The sequence below is a fragment of the Bacilliculturomica massiliensis genome (assembly GCF_900605495.1).
In the GTDB taxonomy this organism is placed as follows: domain Bacteria; phylum Bacillota; class Clostridia; order Peptostreptococcales; family Anaerovoracaceae; genus Bacilliculturomica; species Bacilliculturomica massiliensis.
The window spans coordinates 850,555-870,797 of record NZ_LR027603.1 but is presented as its reverse complement, the minus strand read 5'-3'; the positions used below and the strand labels follow the sequence as shown (position 1 = coordinate 870,797).

At 55.3% G+C, this 20,243-nt stretch carries 18 protein-coding genes; 2 read left to right on the top strand and 16 right to left on the bottom strand.

Annotated features, from left to right (window positions below):
* Nucleotides 1-18: 18 nt before the first annotated feature.
* On the bottom strand, nt 19-1,113 hold the full coding sequence (locus E0E37_RS13310; protein WP_165445361.1) for an NADH:flavin oxidoreductase: 1,095 nt from the start codon (nt 1,111-1,113) through the stop codon (nt 19-21).
* A gap of 197 nt (nt 1,114-1,310) precedes the next feature.
* On the opposite strand from E0E37_RS13310, the gene E0E37_RS13305 reads away from it, so the two are divergent.
* Nucleotides 1,311-1,739: a MarR family winged helix-turn-helix transcriptional regulator gene (locus tag E0E37_RS13305; RefSeq protein WP_130863502.1), complete on the top strand. Its 429-nt coding sequence runs from the start codon at nt 1,311-1,313 to the stop codon at nt 1,737-1,739.
* A 5-nt stretch (nt 1,740-1,744) separates the two neighbouring features.
* The gene (locus E0E37_RS13300; protein ID WP_130863501.1) at nt 1,745-3,082 is read left to right on the top strand and encodes an MATE family efflux transporter; all 1,338 of its coding nucleotides are present in this window, start codon (nt 1,745-1,747) and stop codon (nt 3,080-3,082) included.
* Here the strand turns inward: E0E37_RS13300 and E0E37_RS13295 are convergent.
* The 15 genes from E0E37_RS13295 to spoVAE all read right to left on the bottom strand — a co-directional run bounded on the left by E0E37_RS13295 (nt 3,033) and on the right by spoVAE (nt 20,229).
* Nucleotides 3,033-3,650, bottom strand: coding sequence for a YigZ family protein (locus tag E0E37_RS13295; protein ID WP_165445360.1), 618 nt, complete (start codon nt 3,648-3,650; stop codon nt 3,033-3,035). The two genes, E0E37_RS13300 and E0E37_RS13295, sit on opposite strands and share 50 nt — an antisense overlap.
* A 70-nt stretch (nt 3,651-3,720) precedes the next feature.
* Nucleotides 3,721-5,007, bottom strand: a complete 1,287-nt coding sequence (gene hflX, locus E0E37_RS13290; RefSeq protein WP_130863499.1) for a GTPase HflX — start codon at nt 5,005-5,007, stop codon at nt 3,721-3,723.
* A 148-nt stretch (nt 5,008-5,155) separates the two neighbouring features.
* Nucleotides 5,156-5,794 carry a sporulation protein YunB gene (yunB, locus tag E0E37_RS13285; protein ID WP_165445359.1) on the bottom strand — a complete coding sequence of 213 codons (639 nt, stop codon included), beginning with the start codon at nt 5,792-5,794 and terminating at the stop codon, nt 5,156-5,158.
* Nucleotides 5,795-6,053: 259 nt separating this feature from the next.
* Nucleotides 6,054-6,836 (bottom strand): GTP-sensing pleiotropic transcriptional regulator CodY, encoded by a 783-nt coding sequence (gene codY / locus E0E37_RS13280; protein WP_130863497.1) that lies wholly within the window; start codon nt 6,834-6,836, stop codon nt 6,054-6,056.
* A gap of 218 nt (nt 6,837-7,054) precedes the next feature.
* Nucleotides 7,055-8,482 carry an ATP-dependent protease ATPase subunit HslU gene (hslU, locus tag E0E37_RS13275; RefSeq protein WP_130863496.1) on the bottom strand — a complete coding sequence of 476 codons (1,428 nt, stop codon included), beginning with the start codon at nt 8,480-8,482 and terminating at the stop codon, nt 7,055-7,057.
* Nucleotides 8,483-8,494: 12 nt separating this feature from the next.
* Nucleotides 8,495-9,034 carry an ATP-dependent protease subunit HslV gene (hslV, locus tag E0E37_RS13270; RefSeq protein ID WP_130863495.1) on the bottom strand — a complete coding sequence of 180 codons (540 nt, stop codon included), beginning with the start codon at nt 9,032-9,034 and terminating at the stop codon, nt 8,495-8,497.
* Nucleotides 9,035-9,155: 121 nt separating this feature from the next.
* Nucleotides 9,156-11,234: a type I DNA topoisomerase gene (topA, locus tag E0E37_RS13265; protein WP_130863494.1), complete on the bottom strand. Its 2,079-nt coding sequence runs from the start codon at nt 11,232-11,234 to the stop codon at nt 9,156-9,158.
* A 111-nt stretch (nt 11,235-11,345) separates the two neighbouring features.
* On the bottom strand, nt 11,346-12,581 hold the full coding sequence (gene dprA, locus E0E37_RS13260; RefSeq protein WP_130863493.1) for a DNA-processing protein DprA: 1,236 nt from the start codon (nt 12,579-12,581) through the stop codon (nt 11,346-11,348).
* Nucleotides 12,582-12,585: 4 nt separating this feature from the next.
* Nucleotides 12,586-14,175 carry a YifB family Mg chelatase-like AAA ATPase gene (locus tag E0E37_RS13255; protein WP_130863492.1) on the bottom strand — a complete coding sequence of 530 codons (1,590 nt, stop codon included), beginning with the start codon at nt 14,173-14,175 and terminating at the stop codon, nt 12,586-12,588.
* Between the two features lie 105 nt (nt 14,176-14,280).
* Entirely contained in the window at nt 14,281-14,661 is a 381-nt protein-coding gene (locus E0E37_RS13250) for a YraN family protein (RefSeq protein ID WP_130863491.1), read from the bottom strand.
* A gap of 416 nt (nt 14,662-15,077) precedes the next feature.
* Nucleotides 15,078-15,839 carry a FadR/GntR family transcriptional regulator gene (locus tag E0E37_RS13245; RefSeq protein ID WP_165445358.1) on the bottom strand — a complete coding sequence of 254 codons (762 nt, stop codon included), beginning with the start codon at nt 15,837-15,839 and terminating at the stop codon, nt 15,078-15,080.
* A gap of 156 nt (nt 15,840-15,995) precedes the next feature.
* Nucleotides 15,996-17,078, bottom strand: a complete 1,083-nt coding sequence (locus E0E37_RS13240) for an NAD/NADP octopine/nopaline dehydrogenase family protein (RefSeq protein ID WP_130863489.1) — start codon at nt 17,076-17,078, stop codon at nt 15,996-15,998.
* Nucleotides 17,079-17,080: 2 nt separating this feature from the next.
* Nucleotides 17,081-18,490 (bottom strand): sodium:solute symporter family protein, encoded by a 1,410-nt coding sequence (locus E0E37_RS13235; RefSeq protein ID WP_130863488.1) that lies wholly within the window; start codon nt 18,488-18,490, stop codon nt 17,081-17,083.
* Between the two features lie 34 nt (nt 18,491-18,524).
* Nucleotides 18,525-19,652 carry a mandelate racemase/muconate lactonizing enzyme family protein gene (locus E0E37_RS13230; protein WP_130863487.1) on the bottom strand — a complete coding sequence of 376 codons (1,128 nt, stop codon included), beginning with the start codon at nt 19,650-19,652 and terminating at the stop codon, nt 18,525-18,527.
* A 217-nt stretch (nt 19,653-19,869) separates the two neighbouring features.
* A complete protein-coding gene (gene spoVAE / locus E0E37_RS13225; protein ID WP_207302967.1) occupies nt 19,870-20,229 on the bottom strand; it encodes a stage V sporulation protein AE in 360 nt (119 codons plus the stop codon).
* Between the last annotated feature and the right edge of the window lie 14 nt (nt 20,230-20,243).

Here is a 20,243-nt window from a genome sequence, read left to right as displayed (position 1 = left end):
GCGATCCTGTGACCGGCTTTATTTCTGCAGTCTTACGGCCGGGTCCAGCTTTTGCCACCCAGGGCAGCTGTTCCTGTCCGAATACCAGCGGCACACCGGTCTGCAGTCATAGCAGCGGCTGCCCTCCTCTCCGGCGCGCGCCCTGCTCACCCAGTCAGGGTCTACCAGCATTCCTCTCAGCACGGCCACAAAGTCGACGAATCCCTCTGAAACCAGCTGAGCCGCTTCCCTGGTACCGATCTGCCACACAGCGCACACCGGCACGTTTACCTTATCCCGGATCCCTTTCGCTCCGTAGACAAAACCGCTGTGCTCAAATCCCTCCGGCACCGGGAGACCTCCTCCGTCCACGATCTGCGCCAGCGGAATGGTGCTGTAGGATATATCCAGAAGATCCGCTCCTCCCTGTTCCAGCAGCCGGGCGATCTCCCCCGCGTCCTCAAGATCCGGCGTGTTGCATCCCATTCTGCAGGAAATGATAAAATCCGGTCCTGTTCGTTCTCTGATCCCCGCCAGGATCTCCAAGGCAAAACGCGCGCGGTTCGCGGCGCTTCCCCCGTATTCGTCCGTCCGCTTATTGATGGCGGATGAGAAGAACTGATCCAGGAGATAGAGGTGCGCGCAGTGCAGCTCTATGCCGTCGAATCCGGCCTTCTCCGCCCGGACCGCGGCGGCGACATATTTCTCCCTCAATTCAGCGATCTCCCCCGCCGTCAGCGCCCTGGCCCTCACGCCGTTCTCCTCATAGTCCGATGACGACACCGGATCATCGGAGACAGAAGGAACGGTCCTGAATCCCGCATGGTGGATCTGCATCAGCACGCGGGCTCCCCGCTGATGACAGATCTCCGGGATCTCAGTCAAGTCCTCTGCCAGCTGATCGCTCCAGATGCCCAGCTGATTTTCGTTCAGCCTGCCGTCCGGACTGACGCACATGGCCCCCGTAACGATCAGCCCCGGACCTCTGTCCGCCACCCATCGGTAATGCGCCAGATGGGCTGGCGTCACTTTCCCTTCCGGCGCTTCCAGATCGCATACCACCATCGCGGGGAACACGATCCGATTCCTGATCCTGCAGTTTCTTACGGTAATTTCCGAAAATAAATCAGTCATGGCCTTACCCTCCTGTTTCCTTAGAATGATCCTCAACATTTTCAGTGTATATACACTATAATATCCTGAAAAATCCAGCCTGTCAACAGAATATCACGGGGAAAACAGATCTTGACATCACGAAAACCTTTGTGTTACCATTAGTCCGATAACGGACTAATTATTTCAGTCTTATTCCATTCAGCTGGAGGTACCATATGTTCAACGCATCCGATCGGATAAAACAATACAATGCACTCTGGAGGGAAGCTAACGCCATGTACGGCGACTGGGCGAAAAAACACGGTCTCTCTTATTATGAACTTCTGGTCGTTCTCTCCCTCACGGAGGCCGACGGCGTCTGCAAGCAGAAGGATATCTGCGCTCAGTGGCTGCTGCCGAAGCAGACGGTCAATACCATCCTGAAAAACTTTTTAAGTCGCGGCTGGGTCGAGCTGACGCCCTGTGGGGCCGATCGGCGCAACAAGGCCATCCATCTGACCGGATCCGGCCGGGAATCTCTCGGCGCGGTGGCCGCGGAACTCCAGGAACACGAGTGCTCTGTCCTCAGCAAACTGGGAGAAGAACGCGCGGGTGAACTGATCCGGATCACCTCTCTGTATAATACATTTTTTAAAGGAGACTGAGATCCATGAACGTACGCAGAGAATTTTATAAATATGTGATCCCGTCCATGCTGGCTTTCGCTCTGTCGGGCGTATATGCTATCGCCGACGGTTTCTTTGTGGGAAACGCGCTGGGTGACAGCGCGCTGGCCGCCATCAACATCGCTTACCCTATCACCGCGCTGCTTCAGGCCGCAGGCACAGGGATCGGCATGGGCGGGGCCATTCAATATTCGATCAGCCTGGGCGCAGGAGACCGGCGGCTGGGCAGGCAGTATTTCGGCGTTTCCTGCGGGGCCCTGATGGCGGCCGGCATTCTGCTCGCGATCCTTTTCCTGTCCGCTTCTCCCATATTGCTTCGATTCTTCGGAGCGTCAGGCAAGATCTACGGGCTGGCCTTGGAATACATCCGCTGGATCACGGCAGGCGCCTTGTTTCAGATCCTGGCCACCGGCCTGGTGCCCTTTATCCGGAACATGGACGGCGCGCTCACCGCCATGGCCGCCATGATCGCAGGATTTATGACCAATATCTTTCTGGACTACCTCCTTGTGTGGCGCCTGCCCTGGGGCATGACGGGCGCCGCTGCGGCCACCGTGGTCGGCCAGACGGTGACGCTTCTGGTCTGTCTGGCGTTCTTTATCGTTAAAAAGGAAATGCCTGTCCTTTCCTTCGGCGGCGCCGGTCTGGATCTGCTGAAAAAAATCCTGCAGGTGGGCCTGTCGCCTTTCGGGCTCACCTTCTCCCCCAACATCACGCTCATACTGGTAAATAAAAGCGCCGCCCTGGTGGGCGGTGCGGCGGCGGTCACCTGCTATGCGCCCATCAGTTACATTTCCGCCGTGGTCATCCTCCTGCTTCAAGGCGTGAGCGACGGCAGCCAGCCGCTGCTGAGTCTGTCCTGCGGCGAGGGAAAAATGGATAAAACAAAAGCGGTGCGCGATCTGGCGTACCGCTTCTCAGCCCTGGTAAGCGTAATTTGCATCGTGTTTCTGTTTCTGTTCAGAGAGAATGCGGCCCTGCTCTTCGGCGCATCCGCTCAGATCACGCGGGACGTGGCCGCCGCGCTTCCCATCTTCCTCTGCGGTTACCTGCCGATCTGCATCTCCCGGGTGACCATCGCCTACTTCTACGCCACAGGAGAAAACCGCCGGGCGTATTTCCTGATCTACGGGGAGCCGCTTTCCCTGGGGCTCCTGCTGCTCATCCTGCCCCCCGGGGCGGGGATCGTCGGAACCTGGCTCTCCGTTCCCCTTTCCCAACTGTTCGCCGTCTGTCTGAGCGTCTTTTTCCTGCGCAACGGGAAAAAGTCCTTCAGACCAGTTTCTCCTCCCGGTCAAGGACCCGGCAGCCTCCCCCGGTGACTTCGGATAACAGCCCCTCGACAGCCTGTAAGTCTTCCGGGGCGCAGGTGAGCGTTATCCTGACCACGTCGCTGAATTCCGTGTCTGCGATGACGAACGCGCCGTCCTTTTCCAGATTCTGAAGTTTCCCCAGAAAGGTGTAGCCGATCTCCGCTGTGAGAAAGACGGTCTCGCGGACCTGATGGATGCCGGCCGCCTCCACCGCCAGCTTGGCGCTGCCAGTATAGGCGCGGACCAGTCCTCCCGTTCCCAGCTTTACGCCGCCGAAGTAGCGCGTCACCACCACCGCCACGTTGGTCAATCCCTCCCGATCCAGCATCTGCAGCACGGGAGCCCCCGCGGTCCCCTGGGGCTCCCCGTCGTCGCTGCACCACTTCAGCTCGGATTTTTCTCCCACGATAAACGCGGGCACGTTATGGGTCGCCTGCCGGTGCAGGTCTCTTATCCCCGCGATAAACGCCTCCGCCTCTTCCCGCGAATTCACAGGCGCGGCGTAGGATAAAAAGCGGGAGCGCTCGATGACCTGCTCCGCCTCCCCTTTCTGTTTTACTGTTTTGTATCGGATCACTGGTCCTTCCCCCTCAATTTCGTAAATGTGCCGGCGGTCTGTATAACTGCCGTCCGCTTGTCCGTCCCGTTTACTCGTCGGCGCAGAAAGCCTGCAGCCTGTTTCTGTCCGCCTCGCCCAGACTGATCTCAAAGTAGGTTCCCTCGTCCCGGTACTCCATTTTCTCCGGCTTCGCCTTCTCGCAGAGATAAGAGGATATGTCGCCTCTGTGGTAAGGGATCAGAAGTCTGGTCATCTTCTGGTCCGAAAACAGAGAAGATCTGATCGCTCCGATCAGCTCGTCCACATTCTGCCCGGTCAGCGCCGACAGCTCGATTCCCGGTCTGCCGAAGAGGACCGCTTCCGCCGCCCCATCTACCAGATCCATCTTATTGTAGACAAATATGGTCTCTTTGTCCCCCGCCCCGATCTCCGACAGTACTTTTTCCGTCACGTCGATATGGAACTCACAGGCCTCGTAGGACGCGTCCACCACGTGAATGAGCAGATCCGCGTACCGCACTTCTTCCAGCGTAGCTTTGAAGGCTTCGATGAGCGAATGGGGCAGCTTGCTCACAAACCCCACCGTGTCGATGAGGATAAACTCGTGGTTGGAATCCAGCCGGATCAGTCTCTGAGACGTGTCCAGGGTGGCGAAGAGCATGTTTTTTTCAAAGACCGACTTCTCCTCCTTCTCCGACAGAGCCAGCAATCGGTTCATGATCGCCGATTTCCCGGAATTGGTATAACCCACAAGGGCGGCCACCGGGATCCCGGAACGTTCCCGTTTGGCCCGCTGAACGCCTCTGTTGGCTTTTACCTCGGCCAGCTCCCGCTTGATCTCATCCATCCGGCGGGCGATGTGCCGCCGGTCTGTCTCCAGCTTTTTTTCACCCGGTCCTCTCGTTCCGATACCTCCGCCCAGACGGGACAGAGATTTCCCGAATCCCAGCAGACGGGGCAGTCTGTACTGAAGCTGCGCCAGCTCCACCTGCAGTTTGCCCTCTCTGGAGGTAGCCCGGGCGGCGAAGATATCCAGAATGAGGATCGTGCGGTCGATGACCCGCACGCCCAGACGGTCCTCCAGATTGCGCAGCTGCATGCCGGACAGTTCGTCGTTGAAAATGACCGTGTCCGCCTCCATGTTTGCACACATTTCCGAAAGCTCCTCCACCTTGCCCTTCCCGATGAGCGTTACCCGGTCCGGCCGCTCCTTATTCTGGATCATCTCACCGATGACCTCCACGCCGGCAGCCTCCGCCAGCCCCGCCAGTTCCTCCATGGAGTAGGAAATATCCTCGTTCAGCTGAATACCCACGAGGATCGCTCTGTAGTCTTCGCCGGTCAGCACTTCATTTTCTTCATTAAAACGCAGCATACGCGCACCGCTCCGCTCTCCGCCCCATGGCCTGCGGCGGAGTTTTCGGATTTATCCTTTCCTCTTTTTCTCATTCTGTTTTCTGTTCGTTTTCGCCCTTAGTATACCAACCGGCATGGAAAAATGCAAATCATTCAGTCCGGTTCCGCTAATCCAGCGCGTCCAGCACGTTTTCCTTCGGCACGATGATGTAGGATTGGGGCACGTCTCCCACCACCACGGTCTCCGCGATGAGGATCTGACTGTGCAGCTCCACCTCCCGCGGCGTAAAGGGGGCCAGTATCTTTGCCGTGCAGTCCACCTGCAGATAGATCTTGTGTCTGGTCTGGTTGACGCCGGCGGCCTCAAATTCCGATTTGTAGTTGACTTTTGCCGAACTGAGGGGAATGATCTTCAAAGGCACGGAAGGACCGATCTGGGACAAAACAGAGCTTCCCAGCACCGTTCCAACAGGGATCTCCACCCGCTCGTCCCCCATCCCGGAGATCCGCTTCTGGATCCGCCAGGTCAGATCCGACGTGAGACGGTTCATAGCCGCGGTATCGGTCTGCACCATGGCGATCTTCCCGCTGTCATCTTTCGTCACCTGAAAAAGCTCGTCGGCATCCGTCTCCTCCGAGAATTTTTCCCGCACCGCTTCGTTCACATTCTTTGCCATCATGGATCTCACCTTCAGCTCCGCCACGGAAGCAAAAGCCGGATTGATGACCTGTACCGTATATCCCACCAGATAACCCGCCGTCACCAGCGCAGCCACCAGCAGCAAAAACCATAGCTTTCTTCCCATGAGACGTCTCCTTTGCGGACGCCGGCCGCGCCTGTTTCTCATTGCGGGAGGCCTTTCTATCACACGGCCTGTGCCTTACAATAAAAAAGCTTCCTTCAGAAACAGATCCGCCCTGCGGGCTCACTTTCACAAGGTGAACTTTTTTGAAACATACGGAAATATCTGCGGACGATAGTTCCTATGTTATAAAAAAATCCCCCGTTCACATATCAGTATATGCAAGCGTGGGATTTTGTGTGCCTGATTCCGTCTCTTTCCTCTATTTAACAGCAAACTTATCAAGTTCTTCTTTGAACTTTTCATTGACGATCTTGATGTGCGTGCCCTTCATGCCCAGGGATCTGGACTCGATAACGCCGGCGCTCTCCAGCTTGCGCAGGGCGTTGACGATGACCGATCGGGTGATGCCGGAACGGTCCGCGATCTTGCTGGCGACCAGAAGACCTTCCTCGCCCTCAAGCTCCTCGAATATCTGCTTTACGGCCTGCGCTTCCGAGTAGGACAGCGTGCCGATAGCCATGCGGACCACGGCGCTCTTGCGCTCTTCCTCTTCTGCTTCCAGCGCCTTTCTCCTGTTGATCTCAAGGCCCACCACCGTGGCTCCATATTCTGCCAGCACCACGTCCTCGCTGGCAAAATCCGGTTTATATCTGGCCAGGATCAGCGTGCCCAGACGTTCCTTGCCGCCCCAGATCGGGATGATGCAGTGCAGCTTGTCATAGGTATCGTAATCGTATTTGAAGATCTCCAGAGCTTCCTCCGCCTTCAGATTGATCGTAGTCTCTGTTACGCGCAGCAGCGCCTCGTTGTACTCGTTAGGAAATTTTTCATTCCCGGTCTCCGGGTCCGTGATCGTGGAGCTGTCTGAACGGATCTTGTAGTGAACGCCGATCACCTTTCCCCTTTTATTGGCGATATATACGTTGGCGTTCATCAGATCGCTCAAGATCGCGCAGAGCTCGTTGAAAGAAAACACCCCCTCAACGCTCTGCTGGAGCATCCAGTTCAGCTTCCTTATCTTCTCTAATAATTCCTTTGCCATATTCCCTCCTGTTTCTTCTATTGATCATCTTTTTGTTCTTCTTACTGTTTCCTGCTTTTTTCCGGTCCCGGCGACCGGTACATCTGCAGCCTAAATCAGTCTCAATGCGGCAATCAAAGTTGTCGTCGTTATCTATTATAAAGGAACTATTCTGAAAATGCAAAGGATATTCAATATATTATACTGAAAAGTCTAAAAATTTTATTCTGCCGGCCTTCCTACAGGATAAACCGGTCGATATCGTCCGCGTGAATTCTGTCTTCAAACTTTTCCTTTACATAATCAGCGTCGATGGTGATCTCCTCTTCCTCCATGTCGGGAATATTGTAAGAGATATCCTCAAGCAGCTTTTCCATGATGGTGTGCAGACGTCTGGCTCCGATATTCTCCGTCTGCTCGTTGGTCAGGGAAGCCATGGTGGCGATCTCCTCCACCGCGTCGTCCGTAAAGTTGATCCTCACGCCTTCTGTCTCCAAAAGCAGCTTGTGCTGTTTCAGCAGCGCGTTTTCCGGAACGGTCAGGATCGCGATAAAATCTTCCTTCGTGAGATTTTCCAGTTCCACTCGAATGGGGAAACGTCCCTGAAGCTCCGGAATGAGATCCGTGGGCTTGGCGATGTGAAACGCGCCGGCGCCGATGAAGAGGATATGGTCTGTCTTCACAGGTCCGTACTTCGTGTTGACCACGCTGCCCTCCACGATGGGGAGGATATCCCGCTGCACGCCCTCTCTGGATACGTCCGCTCCCGATTTGTAGCCGCCGCCGGAAGCGATCTTGTCGATCTCGTCGATGAAGATAATGCCGTTCTGCTCCGCGTTCTCCAGCGCCTCGGAAGTCACCTGATCCATGTCGATGAGGTTCTGCGCCTCCTGCTCGATGAGGATCTTGCGCGCATCCTTTACCCTCACATTTTTCTTCTTCTTTTTCTTGGGCATCATATCGCCGAAGATGCTGCCGATGGAAATGCTGGCGCCTTCCTGTCCCAGATCCAGATTGCCGGTCTTGGGCGCTTCTGTCACTTCGATCTCAATGAACTGGTCTTCCAGCAGCCCTTCCTTCAGCTGCTGCTTTACCTGCTCCCTTGCCAGCTCCACATCGCCTTCGGACAGGGTGGGCTTTTCCTCCTGCTCCTGATTCTGCTGCTGACCGCCCATATATCCGCCTCCCATGATGAAGTCGAAGGGTCCTCTGACTCCGCCTGTAGCCGCGGGTTTTTTCTTTTTGCCCGGGATGATCGCCTCGATGATCTTCTCCTCCGCCATCTCCTCGGCTATGGAATACTTCTCCGCCAGGCGTTTCTGCTTGGTGATGCGAATAGACGCTTCCACCAGATCGCGGATCATGGAATCCACATCGCGGCCCACATAGCCCACCTCTGTGAACTTTGTGGCCTCAACTTTCACGAAAGGCGCGTCCATCAGTCTGGCCAGTCTCCTGGCGATCTCCGTCTTTCCCACGCCGGTGGGTCCCATCATCAGAATGTTCTTGGGCGTGATCTCTTCCCGCATCTCCTCGGAGAGCTTGCTCCTTCGATAGCGGTTGCGGAGAGCCACGGCCACCGACTTCTTGGCGCTGTTCTGTCCGATGATATATTTATCCAGCTCCGCGACGATCTGTCTCGGAGTCATTTCATACAGAGTTGTCATGATTCTCCCCCTTTACAGCTTCTCCACAGAAATATGGTCGTTGGTGTAGACGCAGATCGAAGAGGCGATGCGCAGGGCTTCTCTCACGATCTCCTCCGCCCCCATATCCGTGTGGTTATACAGCGCGTTGGCCGCCGCGTAGGCGTAATTTCCTCCGGAGCCAATGGCCACGAATTCCTCATCGGGCTCGATGACCTCCCCGTTGCCGGAGATGATCAGCATGCTGTCCTTATCCGCGGCCAGCATCAGCGCCTCCAAATTTCTCATTCCCTTGTCAGATCTCCACTGCTGAGCCAGCGCCACGGCCGCTCTCTTTAAATTTCCGGAATGTTCTTCCAGCTTTTTCTCAAAGAGCTCCGTCAGCGTGAAGGCGTCGGATACGGAACCCGCGAATCCCGTGACTACGGAATTCTTATAGATCTTGCGCACCTTCTTTGCGTTATTTTTCATGATGGCGGTCTCTCCCATGGTCACCTGACCGTCGCCGCCGACGCACACGTCGTCTTTGCCTCTGCGGGCCATTACGATAGTTGTGGCATGAAACTGTACCATTTTCCTGATCTCCCCTTTCCCGTTCAGTCCCGGACTTCACCGCGGCTGCATCTCTCTGCCGCCGGGCGTCCCGGACTTCATCTATCTGATCCTGTTGATATGATACGAAACGATTCTCTGATTATTCTTTATACCCGCATTCGCTGTTGGAACACACCAAATTGCTGGTTTTCGTCTTTTTTTCCATCATCAGCGCCCCGCACTTGGGACATTTCTGACTGACCGGCTTGTTCCAGAACAGCTGATTGCACTCGGGGTAGCCGGAACATCCGTAGAACAGCTTGCCGGTCTTGCTCTTTCTTGCCACGATGTCCTTGCCGCATTTGGGGCACTTCACATCGATCTTCTTCACCCGCGGCTTGGTATTCTTGCACTCCGGATAGCCGGAGCACGCCAAAAATTCTCCGAACCGCCCGTGTTTGACAGCCATGGGCTTCCCGCAGAGTTCGCACACCTCGTCGGTGAGTTCATCTTCGATCTTTACTTTTTCGATGGCTTTGTCCGCCACCTCCAGCTCTTTTTCCAGCGGGCCGTAAAAATCTTCTACGATGGACTTCCAGTCCACATTCTTTACTTCCACGTCGTCCAGCTTATCTTCCATCTCCGCGGTAAATCCGGCGTCCACGATCTCCTTGAAATAGGTCTCCATAAGCTCTGTCACCAGGAATCCAAGATCCGTCGGCGTGAGCGTTTTCTTCTCGCGGCTCACGTATTTCCGCTCGATGAGCGTGGCGATGATGGGCGCGTACGTGCTGGGACGGCCGATATTTTTCTCTTCCAGATCTTTCACCAGCCCGGCTTCTGAAAAACGGGACGGCGGCTGGGTGAAATTCTGCTCGCTCTGCAGATCCAGCATGGTCAGCTTCTCTCCTTCGGCCAGCTCGGGAAGCATTCTGTCTTCGTCCTCCTCGCCGGCGTTGTTGTAGATCCTCAGGTAACCGTCGAACTTCAATCTGGAACCGCTGGCTCTGAACATATAATCGTTATTGGTGATCTCCGCGGAGATCCCGTCGTAGACGGCGGGGGTCATGCGGCTGGCCACAAAGCGGGACCAGATCAGCTTGTAGAGATTATACTGATCCTTCGTCAGAGAATCCTTTATATCCTCAGGGTGCAGCTCCACATAACTGGGCCGTATGGCTTCGTGAGCGTCCTGCACATCCTTTTTCTTGTTGGAATACACGTTATTGCCCAGGTATTCCTTGGAATACTTCTCTGAGATATAGTTTTTGACAGCGGCCTGGGCTTCATCGGAGATACGCACAGAATCCGTTCTGATGTAGGTGACCAGACCGATGGTACCGTGTCCTTTTACTTCCACGCCCTCGTAGAGCTGCTGCGCGATGAGCATTGTCTTCTTTGTATAGAAACCCAGCTTATTGGAAGCCTCCTGCTGCATGCTGCTGGTGGTGAACGGCGGCATGGGTCTCTTCGACCGCTCTCTCTGCTCCACCTTTTTCACCACAAAAGCGGAAGGATCCAGTTCCCCCGTGACCTTCAGCGCCTGTTCTTCATTTTCTACCGTGATCTTCTTGCCTTTATACTCGGCCAGTCTGGCTGAAAAATGCTTCTTCTTGTTGTCCTTCTCGCCGCTCTTCAGCTCTTTTCCCAGGAGAGCGCTGATATTCCAGTATTCCTTCGGAATAAACTCACGGATGGCCTTTTCGCGGTCGCAGATAATCTTCAGCGCCGCCGACTGCACGCGGCCCGCCGAGAGTCCTCTTCTCACTTTACGCCACAGGAGAGGGCTGATCTTATAGCCTACAAGGCGGTCCAGCACGCGTCTGGCCTGCTGCGCGTCGACCAGCTTCTGGTCGATGGCCCTGGGATGCTTCACCGCATTCTGGATCGCTCCCTTTGTGATCTCGTTGAACACGATGCGGCAGGGCTTATCGAGATCGATGTCCAGAATATGTGCGATGTGCCACGAGATGGCCTCTCCCTCGCGGTCAGGGTCTGTTGCCAGATATATTTTATCCGCCGCTTTGGCTTCCTTTTTGATGGCTTTGATCACATCCCCCTTGCCGCGGATAGAAATATACTGCGGTTCAAAGCGGTTTTCCACGTCAATGCCCAGCTTGCTCTTGGGCAGGTCTCTGATGTGACCTACGGAAGCCACTACTTTATACTTGCTTCCCAGAAATTTTCCAATCGTCTTCGCCTTGGAGGGCGACTCTACGATGACGAGCGATTTACTCATCCGACGTTCCTCCTCTGTGCTCCCTTTAAATAAATCTCAACTTGTATTTCTACATTATTATATATAGAAAAAAATAAATCTTCGCTACAAAGAATGATTATATTTGTTCTTTTATGATTTTGCAATAAAAATTTTTCCCAAAGCGGTCCGTAATATTCCCTTCATTTCCAGAACGGTCACCAGCGCGTTCACTTTTCCCACGGAAAAACCCAGCCGCAGGGCCAGCAGATCCACCGTCGCGCCGCCGCAGGCGCTCACCTCTCTTACCAGTTCCAGCTCATCCTTTCCCAGTTCCCGGACCGTAAAATTTCTGTCATTCTCGATGGGCAGTCCCAATTCCTCCAAAACGTCCGCAAACGCCACAATGGGAACAGCGCCGTCCCGGATCAGCATGTTCGTTCCGATACTGGCCTGTCGGCTGATATCTCCGGGAAGGGCAAACACGTCCCTGCCCTGCTCCGCCGCCAGCCCAGCCGTGATCAGCGAACCGCTTCTAAGTCCCGCCTCCATCACGGCTACCCCCGAGGAAAGTCCGCTGATGATGCGGTTTCTCCTGGGGAAAAAATAAGGCCGGGGTTCCGTTCCCGGAGGCACCTCGGACACCACCGCGCCGCGCTCCAGTATCTCTCCCATCAATTTTGAATTGGATCTGGGATAGCAGATATCCACACCACAGCCGAACACTGCGATGGTCGCTGCCCTTTCGCGGGCCGATCTGTCTTTCCCGCCGTCCCTGTCTCCCCTCAGAGCTCCCCGGTGCGCCTCCGCGTCGATCCCTGCGGCCATTCCGCTGATCACTGTGATACCGGCTCCAGCCAGCATTCCGCCCAGTTCAAAGGCGGCCCATCTGCCGTACTCTGTACAGTGCCTGGCTCCCACCACGCCAAACCCCGCCCGATCCCAGACAGGACGGCAGCCCCTGTAATACAGCAGCCAGGGCGGATCCTGGATCTCCAGAAGACTTGCCGGATAATCCGGATCCGTCAGAGCAGCGGCGCGGATCCCCTTTTTCTCCATAACCGCAAGCACTCTCTCCGGCTGGTCCATATCTGTGGAAAACACAGCCTTCCAGCGTTCCCCTTCGGGATGCTCTCTCAGGTTTTTCCCCGTGGCGGCAAAGCAGATCTCCGCGGCGCCCGCCTCAAATACACCTCTGCTGCCGCCCCAACGCTCTGCCAGCTCCCGCTTTTTCTGCGGGGAAAGCCCACGGATCGAGTCCATCCACAGATCATATATCAGTTTATTCTCCTGCGGTGCGCACACCGGCAGTCCATGGGCCGGCCCTTCATCTTTCGGCGGTACGGATCCTGTCCTGCCTGCCGCCGGCGTTCTGTACGGATGTTTCATCAACTCAGCTCCTTCCGCGGTAGATCTTCTCTGTACACCGGTATTGGAGGGCCTCCGCCAGATGCTCTTCGCCGATCGTCCGGCACCCCGAGAGATCCGCTATGGTCCGCGCCAGGCGCAGGACCTTGTCCCCCGCCCGGGCCGAGAGATGATAATGGGAATAAGCGGCTCTGAGAAGCTCCCGGCCGGGGACGGAGAGCGTACAATATTTCTTTATTAACCCTGATGTTAACTCAGAATTATACAAAATGTTTTCCCTGCGATAACGCTCCCGCTGTATTTTTCTGGCCTCCTCCACCTGGGTGCGCATATCCGCCGAGGTAAGAGGACGCCGCTTTCGGCTTGTTCCCTGTTCCGCCATCTGTTCCTTCATCTGTTCCGCCGCCCCCGGCAGGCAGGCAGACGGCGACATCTCCACGCGGATATCGATGCGATCCAGAAGCGGGCCGGAAAGACGGCTCTGATAAGCCTGAAGCTGAGCTTCCGTACAGGTGCAGCTGTGGTTTTCATCCCCAAAATACCCGCATTTGCAGGGATTCATGGCGGCGACCAGCATAAAATCGGCCGGAAACGTCACGTCTCCGCCTATCCTCGATATCGTCACCGCCCCGTCCTCCAGCGGCGTCCGCAAAAGCTCCAGTATCTTTCCCTGAAACTGGGGCAGTTCGTCCAGAAAAAGCACGCCCCGGTGAGCCAGTGAGATCTCGCCCGGGCAGGGTCTGGCCCCGCCTCCTGCGAAGGCCGCCGCGGTAAGGCTGTGGTGAGGCGCCCGAAAGGGACGCTCCACAATGATGGGCTGTGATTCCGTCAGCTTTCCCGCCACGCTGTATATTTTCGTCACCTCCAGCTGTTCTTCGTATGTAAGCGGCGGAAGGATGCCCGCCACCCGGCGGCAGATCATAGTCTTTCCCACCCCCGGCGGCCCCACCAGAAGCAGTCCATGGGAGGCCGCAGCAGCGGCTGTGACGATCTGCTTGACGCTTTCCTGTCCCGCCACGTCCGCGAAATCCATCGCTGCGGCCACCGGCCGGCCCGCCCTTTTCACTGTGCTTTTCCCCGAAGCCCGCCGGGGCTCGATGCTCTGTTCTCCCCTGAAATGCTCCAGGACCTGGCCAAGTCTGGAGACCGGATACAACATCAGATCTTTCAGCAGCAGTCCTTCCTCCAGATTATCCTGGGGAAGGAAGATCCGGGTGATCTTCTTTTGCTGAAGGCCAATAAGCAGGGGCAGCACGCCGTCCACCCTGGTCACCCTGCCGTCCAGGGACAGCTCCCCCAAAAAGGCGCAGCCGGACAAGGCTTCCGCAGGTATCCTGCCCTCCGCCGCCAGTACGCTGACTGCAATGGGCAGATCAAAATGGGTGCCCTCTTTTCTGATCCCTGCCGGAGCCAGATTCACCGTTATCCTGCGGCTGGGAAAACGGCAGCCCTCGTTGCCAAGCGCCGCCCGAATCCTCTCTTTCGCTTCCCGGACGGCCAGATCGGCCAGCCCCACGATAAAAAATCCCGGAAGCCCCGGAGCCAGATCGGCCTCCACCGACGCAGACTCCGCCGCCAGCCCGTACAGCACGCCCGTTTCCACTCTCGCGTACATTCAGTACCCCCTTTTCTCACACTATCTCGATCATCTGCGATTCTCCGCCCCAGGACTGGGCATCCGCGCTCTCCCTTTCTTAGACGCGGCAAGCGCCAGTTCTGTTTACGATAATATATTTTCTGTATGTCTGATATAAAACCGGTCCTCCCACTGCAGCAATTCGATGGCATCCACCCGGAAATCCATATCGATGATGCAGTGCGACACCAGATAAAACTGTACCGCCCGCAGTATGTGACTTTTCTTCCTCCCGTTGATCGCCTCGCCGGGCAGTCCGCAGCGGAGGCTGCGCCGCGTCTTCACCTCGACAAAGCAGAGCAGCTCGCCTTTCCTCGCCACAATGTCCAGTTCTCCCATCCGGCAGCGGAAATTTCGATCCACGATCTCATATCCGCAGCGCCGCAGGTACCGGCACGCCTCCGTCTCGCCCCAATGCCCCAATTCCGTCTTCAGGACCAGTTTCAAATTCATCTCTAAGCCCATGATGATCTCCTCTCCCTTGCCGCTTCCGTCTGTCAAATAACATTCGATATAGTTTAATATCTTCCATATGTAATATTATGGTATATACTATTGTAGCACAGTTTACAAAAATTTCAAATATATATTTTGCCGTTTTATTTCCAGACTTCGTTCTGCCAGGCAAAAACGACCCAATATGGCTGAAATATAGATGAAATATGGATGACCCTCCGCTCCCGCAGATCTTCTTCAAACCGCCCGCCTTTACCAGCCCATTCCCTGTAAAACAGCCTAAAAATCCACAAAAAAAGATGCTTGCTGTCGCTGCGGTCCATTGGCCGCAGCGCCATAAGCATCCCTCCATGGTATCGTAATCCTTATCCTTCGCTTCTCTTATTCCCTTGTTCGCTTTCTCTTTGTCTTCTCGCGCCGGCGGCTTATTTTTCCTTTTCCTCCGCCATGCGCTCCTCTTTTCTCTTCCGGGAGAGGATCATATCCGTATCGTAGGATGAATTGATGATCGTGATCCTGGAAAAAATATGATCGTACATGATGTCCCTGGCAAGCAGAGGGTCCCGTTTCTCCATAGCTTCAAGCAGCGTGAGATGATCGACGAAGCTCTCATTTTTTACATCCACGTCCACATAATTATTGAACTTTGCGTAATCGCTGGATTTCAGCTGATCCAGTATGGTAAACAGCAGATTGGACAGGATGGTATTTCGGGAATACCGGGCGATGTAAACGTGAAAATCAAAGTCGTCCGTGTGAAAAAAGTTCAGGATCTCATGCTTCTTCACATCATTTTGCAGAATATCCCGCAAACTTCTGATCTCCTCATCCGTACACCGCAGCGTCGCATAATAGGTCAGCTCCGGTTCTATGATCAGCCTCGTCTCCAGGAGCATCTCGATGGAAGAATTACTTTTCAAGCTCTCGAAAAAGTGCATGTTGTGTATATTGATGACCGCCGTATCGGAGACGAAGGTCCCCTTTCCCGCCTGCGAATCCAGTATCCCGAATTTTTCCATCACCTTCAGAGATTCACGCATGATATTGCGGCTCACATGAAACGACACAGCCATGTCCACCTCGCTGGGCAGCTTCATTCCGATCTTCCAGTCGCCCGTTTCGATCAGCTTCACCATTGCTTCGACCAGCTGCGTGCTCAAATTTACTTTTTTCACAGTGGGAATCATACACATCTCCTTATGTCTGACTCGAATTACCATTTCTATCTATTTATCTATTATATTCACTTTTCATTTTCATGTCAATACAAGGCGGGGACAGCACACCGGCCGTCCCCGCCTTTCCGCCTTTCAGACATTCCCCATGCACGCGGCATAAGAAGCCTACCCTATGTATCCCAGGAGCTGGTCCGGACTCATGCCTGCAATTCCCAATGCGGCTTCCGTTCTGCCCTCGTCGATCTCGCCGGGCAGCATCTCTTCAGCCAGAGAAACGATGGTATCAATGTGAGGCGTCTCCACGCCTGCAATATGCGCCAGGGATTGTATCGACCGCAGGGAATACGGGATATCCTCCAGAACATACCGGGTCCGAAGGGTATCTCCAGCCATGATCCCCTCATAGGATGGATTGTTCCTGCAGATCTGATACAGCGGCGTATCTGCGTTATCACAGCCGTACATCTTTACATAGAGTTCGCGTATATTGTCCAGTCTCAGACCGAATGCTTCGCCCAGAGCAAGCCGTTCCCGGTCCATATTTTCTATAAATCGGCCGATGCTGGGCGTAATTCCTTCATGATAATACTCAAAGGGCTGGTTGGATTCAAGTCTGGAGGTGTTGAGCAGCATAGGCGCCGGATGCATCATAGCGTTGGGATTGCTCAGGCTGGTCACGAGAACATTGGCCACAGGCTTCATCCACGGCAAAACCGAACAGATATTTTCCGACAGGGTGACGATCCTGGACGCCGGCATGGCGGCCAGCTGGACCTCCTTCTTGATGCCGTAGATATAAACATCGCCTGGCGCCACGGACCTGCAGGAATAAAGAAGCGTGTTGACCGCTCCCAGCGTTATATCCGCCCGGCAGCCCGCGTCGCTCAGCGCCTTCCTGAAGGCCAATGCGCCGCAGGAAGCCTCCGGATGGAGCAGTACGACCTGCCCGTCCCTGAGAAACGGCGCGCATTTTGCCGCGATGCTTTCATGGTGGATCGACGGCAGGACGATCATCACATTGTCCGCCCCATTCAGCGCCTCCTCCATCTCGCACGTGGCAAATTCGATTTTTCCAAACCCGCTCAGTGCATGTGAGACGGAGATGCCGCCCCGGCGGTTTATCTCGTCCACCGTTTCCCTGACTACGTCGAAAATCCTCACGGTCTGTCCCAGCAGGGCCAGATGGCCGGCCACCGCCTGTCCTCCGTTCCCCGCTCCTATCACTGCCCACTTTTTTTCTTTCATCATGCTCACCCCACTTTTTTCTGCGATACCGATCTTGTTTTATCCACCCAAATGCTGACCGTCACCAGCAACAGGAAGGACACCAGCACTCCGCCTATGATGGCCGGCACCCGGGTCTTTAACAGCGTCAGCGCCAGGGTCATCAGCAGTCCCCCTGCCATGGACGCGATCACGCCCTCCTTTCTGGCCTTCTTCCAGAAATACGAGACGATCATCGGCACAAACAGCCCTCCGCCCAGTATGGCCCACGCATTCATGATGGCACTGATGACAGAACTGGAAAACAGTGCGATGACCAGAGCCAGCGCGCCGATGGCAAGCGAGGATACCCGCGCCAGCTTCAGCGCTTTCTTTCCGTCCAGTTCCCCCGCAATGGCCCCATAGACGTCGCGGACAAAGGTAAGCGACGCAGAGTTGACGAAGGTATCCGCCGTGGACATAACGCAGGCTGTGATCGCACCAAGCAAGATGGCGGCTACTACAGGAGGCAGCACCGTGGAGAGCACCCAGGGCATGGCGCTTTCCGGATTCTCCAGATTGGGATTGATCAGATAGGTACACATCCCCACCACGCAGGTCCAGGCTGTGATCACCAGCACCAGCACAGCCTGGGCGAAGATGCTCCCCTGTGCGACGGCCGGCGTCCTGGCGGCAAACATCCGCTGGTAATAATACTGGCGGACAAAAGGCGCGATGGACATTGTTACCAGGGTAGTCAGGCGCCACTGGCCCGTATTCACATTCCAGACGTCGAAAAAACTGTCCGGCACAGACGCGGCCAGGCCCGAAAATCCTCCCACCTCCGGTCTGCTGAGCAGCATGGGCATCAAAACGATCATTCCGAACAGAAAGACGCAGGCCTGCAGCAGATCCGTCCACATGACGGAGAGCAATCCTCCCATGGTGCTGTACAGCACGATAACCGCGCCGCCTATAAATATCGCAGCCGACATACTCAGGTTCGTAACGCTGGTCAGCGCGGTCCCCATCGCCACAAACTGTGAAGCCAGCGCGCCGATGAAGCCAATGAGCATAACGGTGCCGCCTACGGCTCGAAGGGGCTTATAATTTTCAAAACGTCCGGCCAGCCAGTCGAACATCGACTGATACCCCTTTTCGTCTGCATCGCGCTTCAACCGTCTCGACATAAAAATTCCAAACAGGATCAGTCCGGCCGACACCGGAGCCACATACCACACGGCTCCCCAGCCGTGAGAGTATGCCAGACCCACAGACCCCAGCATAACTCCTCCTCCTACCTCCGAGGCGAGAAGCGTGGCAATGATCAGAAAGGCGGGGACCTGACGTCCGCCCACGAAAAAATCTTCCGCGTCGTTGACCTTCTTTGATACGATAATTCCCACCACAAGCATGAGGACCACGAACCCGATTACGGATAATACCAACATATTCATAGAGAAACCTCCTGACGCGTGTCACGTCGTCACTTCATTCCACCGTGTAACTCTCTTCCGAATAACGTTCGATCGCCTCCCCGTCCAACTCCACGCCAAGACCCGGCAAGCCGTTCACCTGTATAAAGCCGCTGTGGATCTGGCTTGAGAAAGTAGAAATATCACGCTCCAGCCGCAGCGGTGAAAAATAGGCGTGACCCATAGGCACAAGGTCCTCCGCCCACGCCCCCAGCGCCAGACTTGCAGCCTGTGTGATCCCTTCCTCGATCATGGAGTTGAAAAAAAGCTGGATCCCGTTCGCCCGTGCATAGGAACAGATCTCCCTCGCCGGTCCGATCCCCCCGTGTTTTGTGACTTTAATGCTGAAGATATCCGCGGCTTTCTCTTTCACCAGTCTGACCGCATCCTGAATGGTAGCGACGCCCTCGTCCGCCGATACCGGCATGGGGACGCTTCTTCTGACCCGCGCCAGTCCCTCCGTATCCCAGCTTTGGACAGGCTGCTCGAAAAACATCAGTCCGCACTCTTCCACCTGTCTGGCAAACCGGATCGCCGTGTTTACATCCCATCCCTGATTGGCGTCCGCCACCAGAGGAAAATCCGGGCCCACAGCCTGTCTGACCTGAATGACGCGCCGGGCGTCAAGTTTGTGATCCGCGCCTCCCACTTTGATCATGCAGCCCTGATAGCCTTCCTCCTTGACCTTCAGGACCTCCTGGGCCATCTCTTCCGGCGATCCTCCACCTACCGACCACATGACAGGGATCTCATCCCTCCGCTTGCCTCCAAGCAGACAGTGCACCGGAACATCGCAGTGTTTTCCCAGAATATCGTAACACGCCATGTCCACCGCGGATTTCGTCAGCTGCATATTGCGGATCGTACGGTCCATGATCTGATGGATCTCGCTGATATTGCAGGGATCGGCTCCGATCAGCGCCGGCCCTATGTGCGCGCAGAGCGCCAGATAACTGATGGGCGCGCTGTCTCCCGTAAACAGCGGCCATGGATCGCATTCGCCGTATCCCTCCGTACCGTGATCGGTATATACCGTCACGATCACCGGCTGCGTATCCTTTAAAACGCCATACTCCTTCGACAAGACATATGGCTTTTTCAGGGGTATTTTCAGCCTTGTCACCTTAATTTTAGTAATCCTCATGTCTTCCTCCCGGCAAATGCCTGCAACCTGCTGCAATTTTTTGAGCTGACTCCAATGACCTTTCTATTGTTAGATAGGTTCAAAAGTACTTCTGTACTATTGTAGTACCTATTTTTAAAATAGCACGTTCCCATGTTTCTGTCAATCTTAAACAAGAAAATTCTAAAAATTCAACAAAAAAAAGAGCCCGCAGGCTCTCTTTTCCGCGACTAGACTATTATCGGATGGACTTGGGCGAAAAGACGGCGGCCACCAGATATCCAAAGGCTATGGCAGCGCCGACGCCGGCGGCTGTGGCGGTGATCCCGCCGGTAAGGGCTCCTATAAAGCCGTTTTTAGCGACCTCCTCCATCGCTCCCTTGGCAAGAGCGTATCCGAAACCGGGCAGCGGGACCGTAGCGCCGCTCTTTGCCAGATCCACCAGCGGCTGATACAGCCCGAAGGCCTGCAGCACGGCGCCTGCCACCACGAAAATGACAAGTATTCTCGGCGGCGTCAATTTCGTCGTATCCATAAGGATCTGGCCGATGACGCAGATCGCCCCGCCGATCACAAAAGTCCAAATATAATCCATCATATCTTTACCTCCTC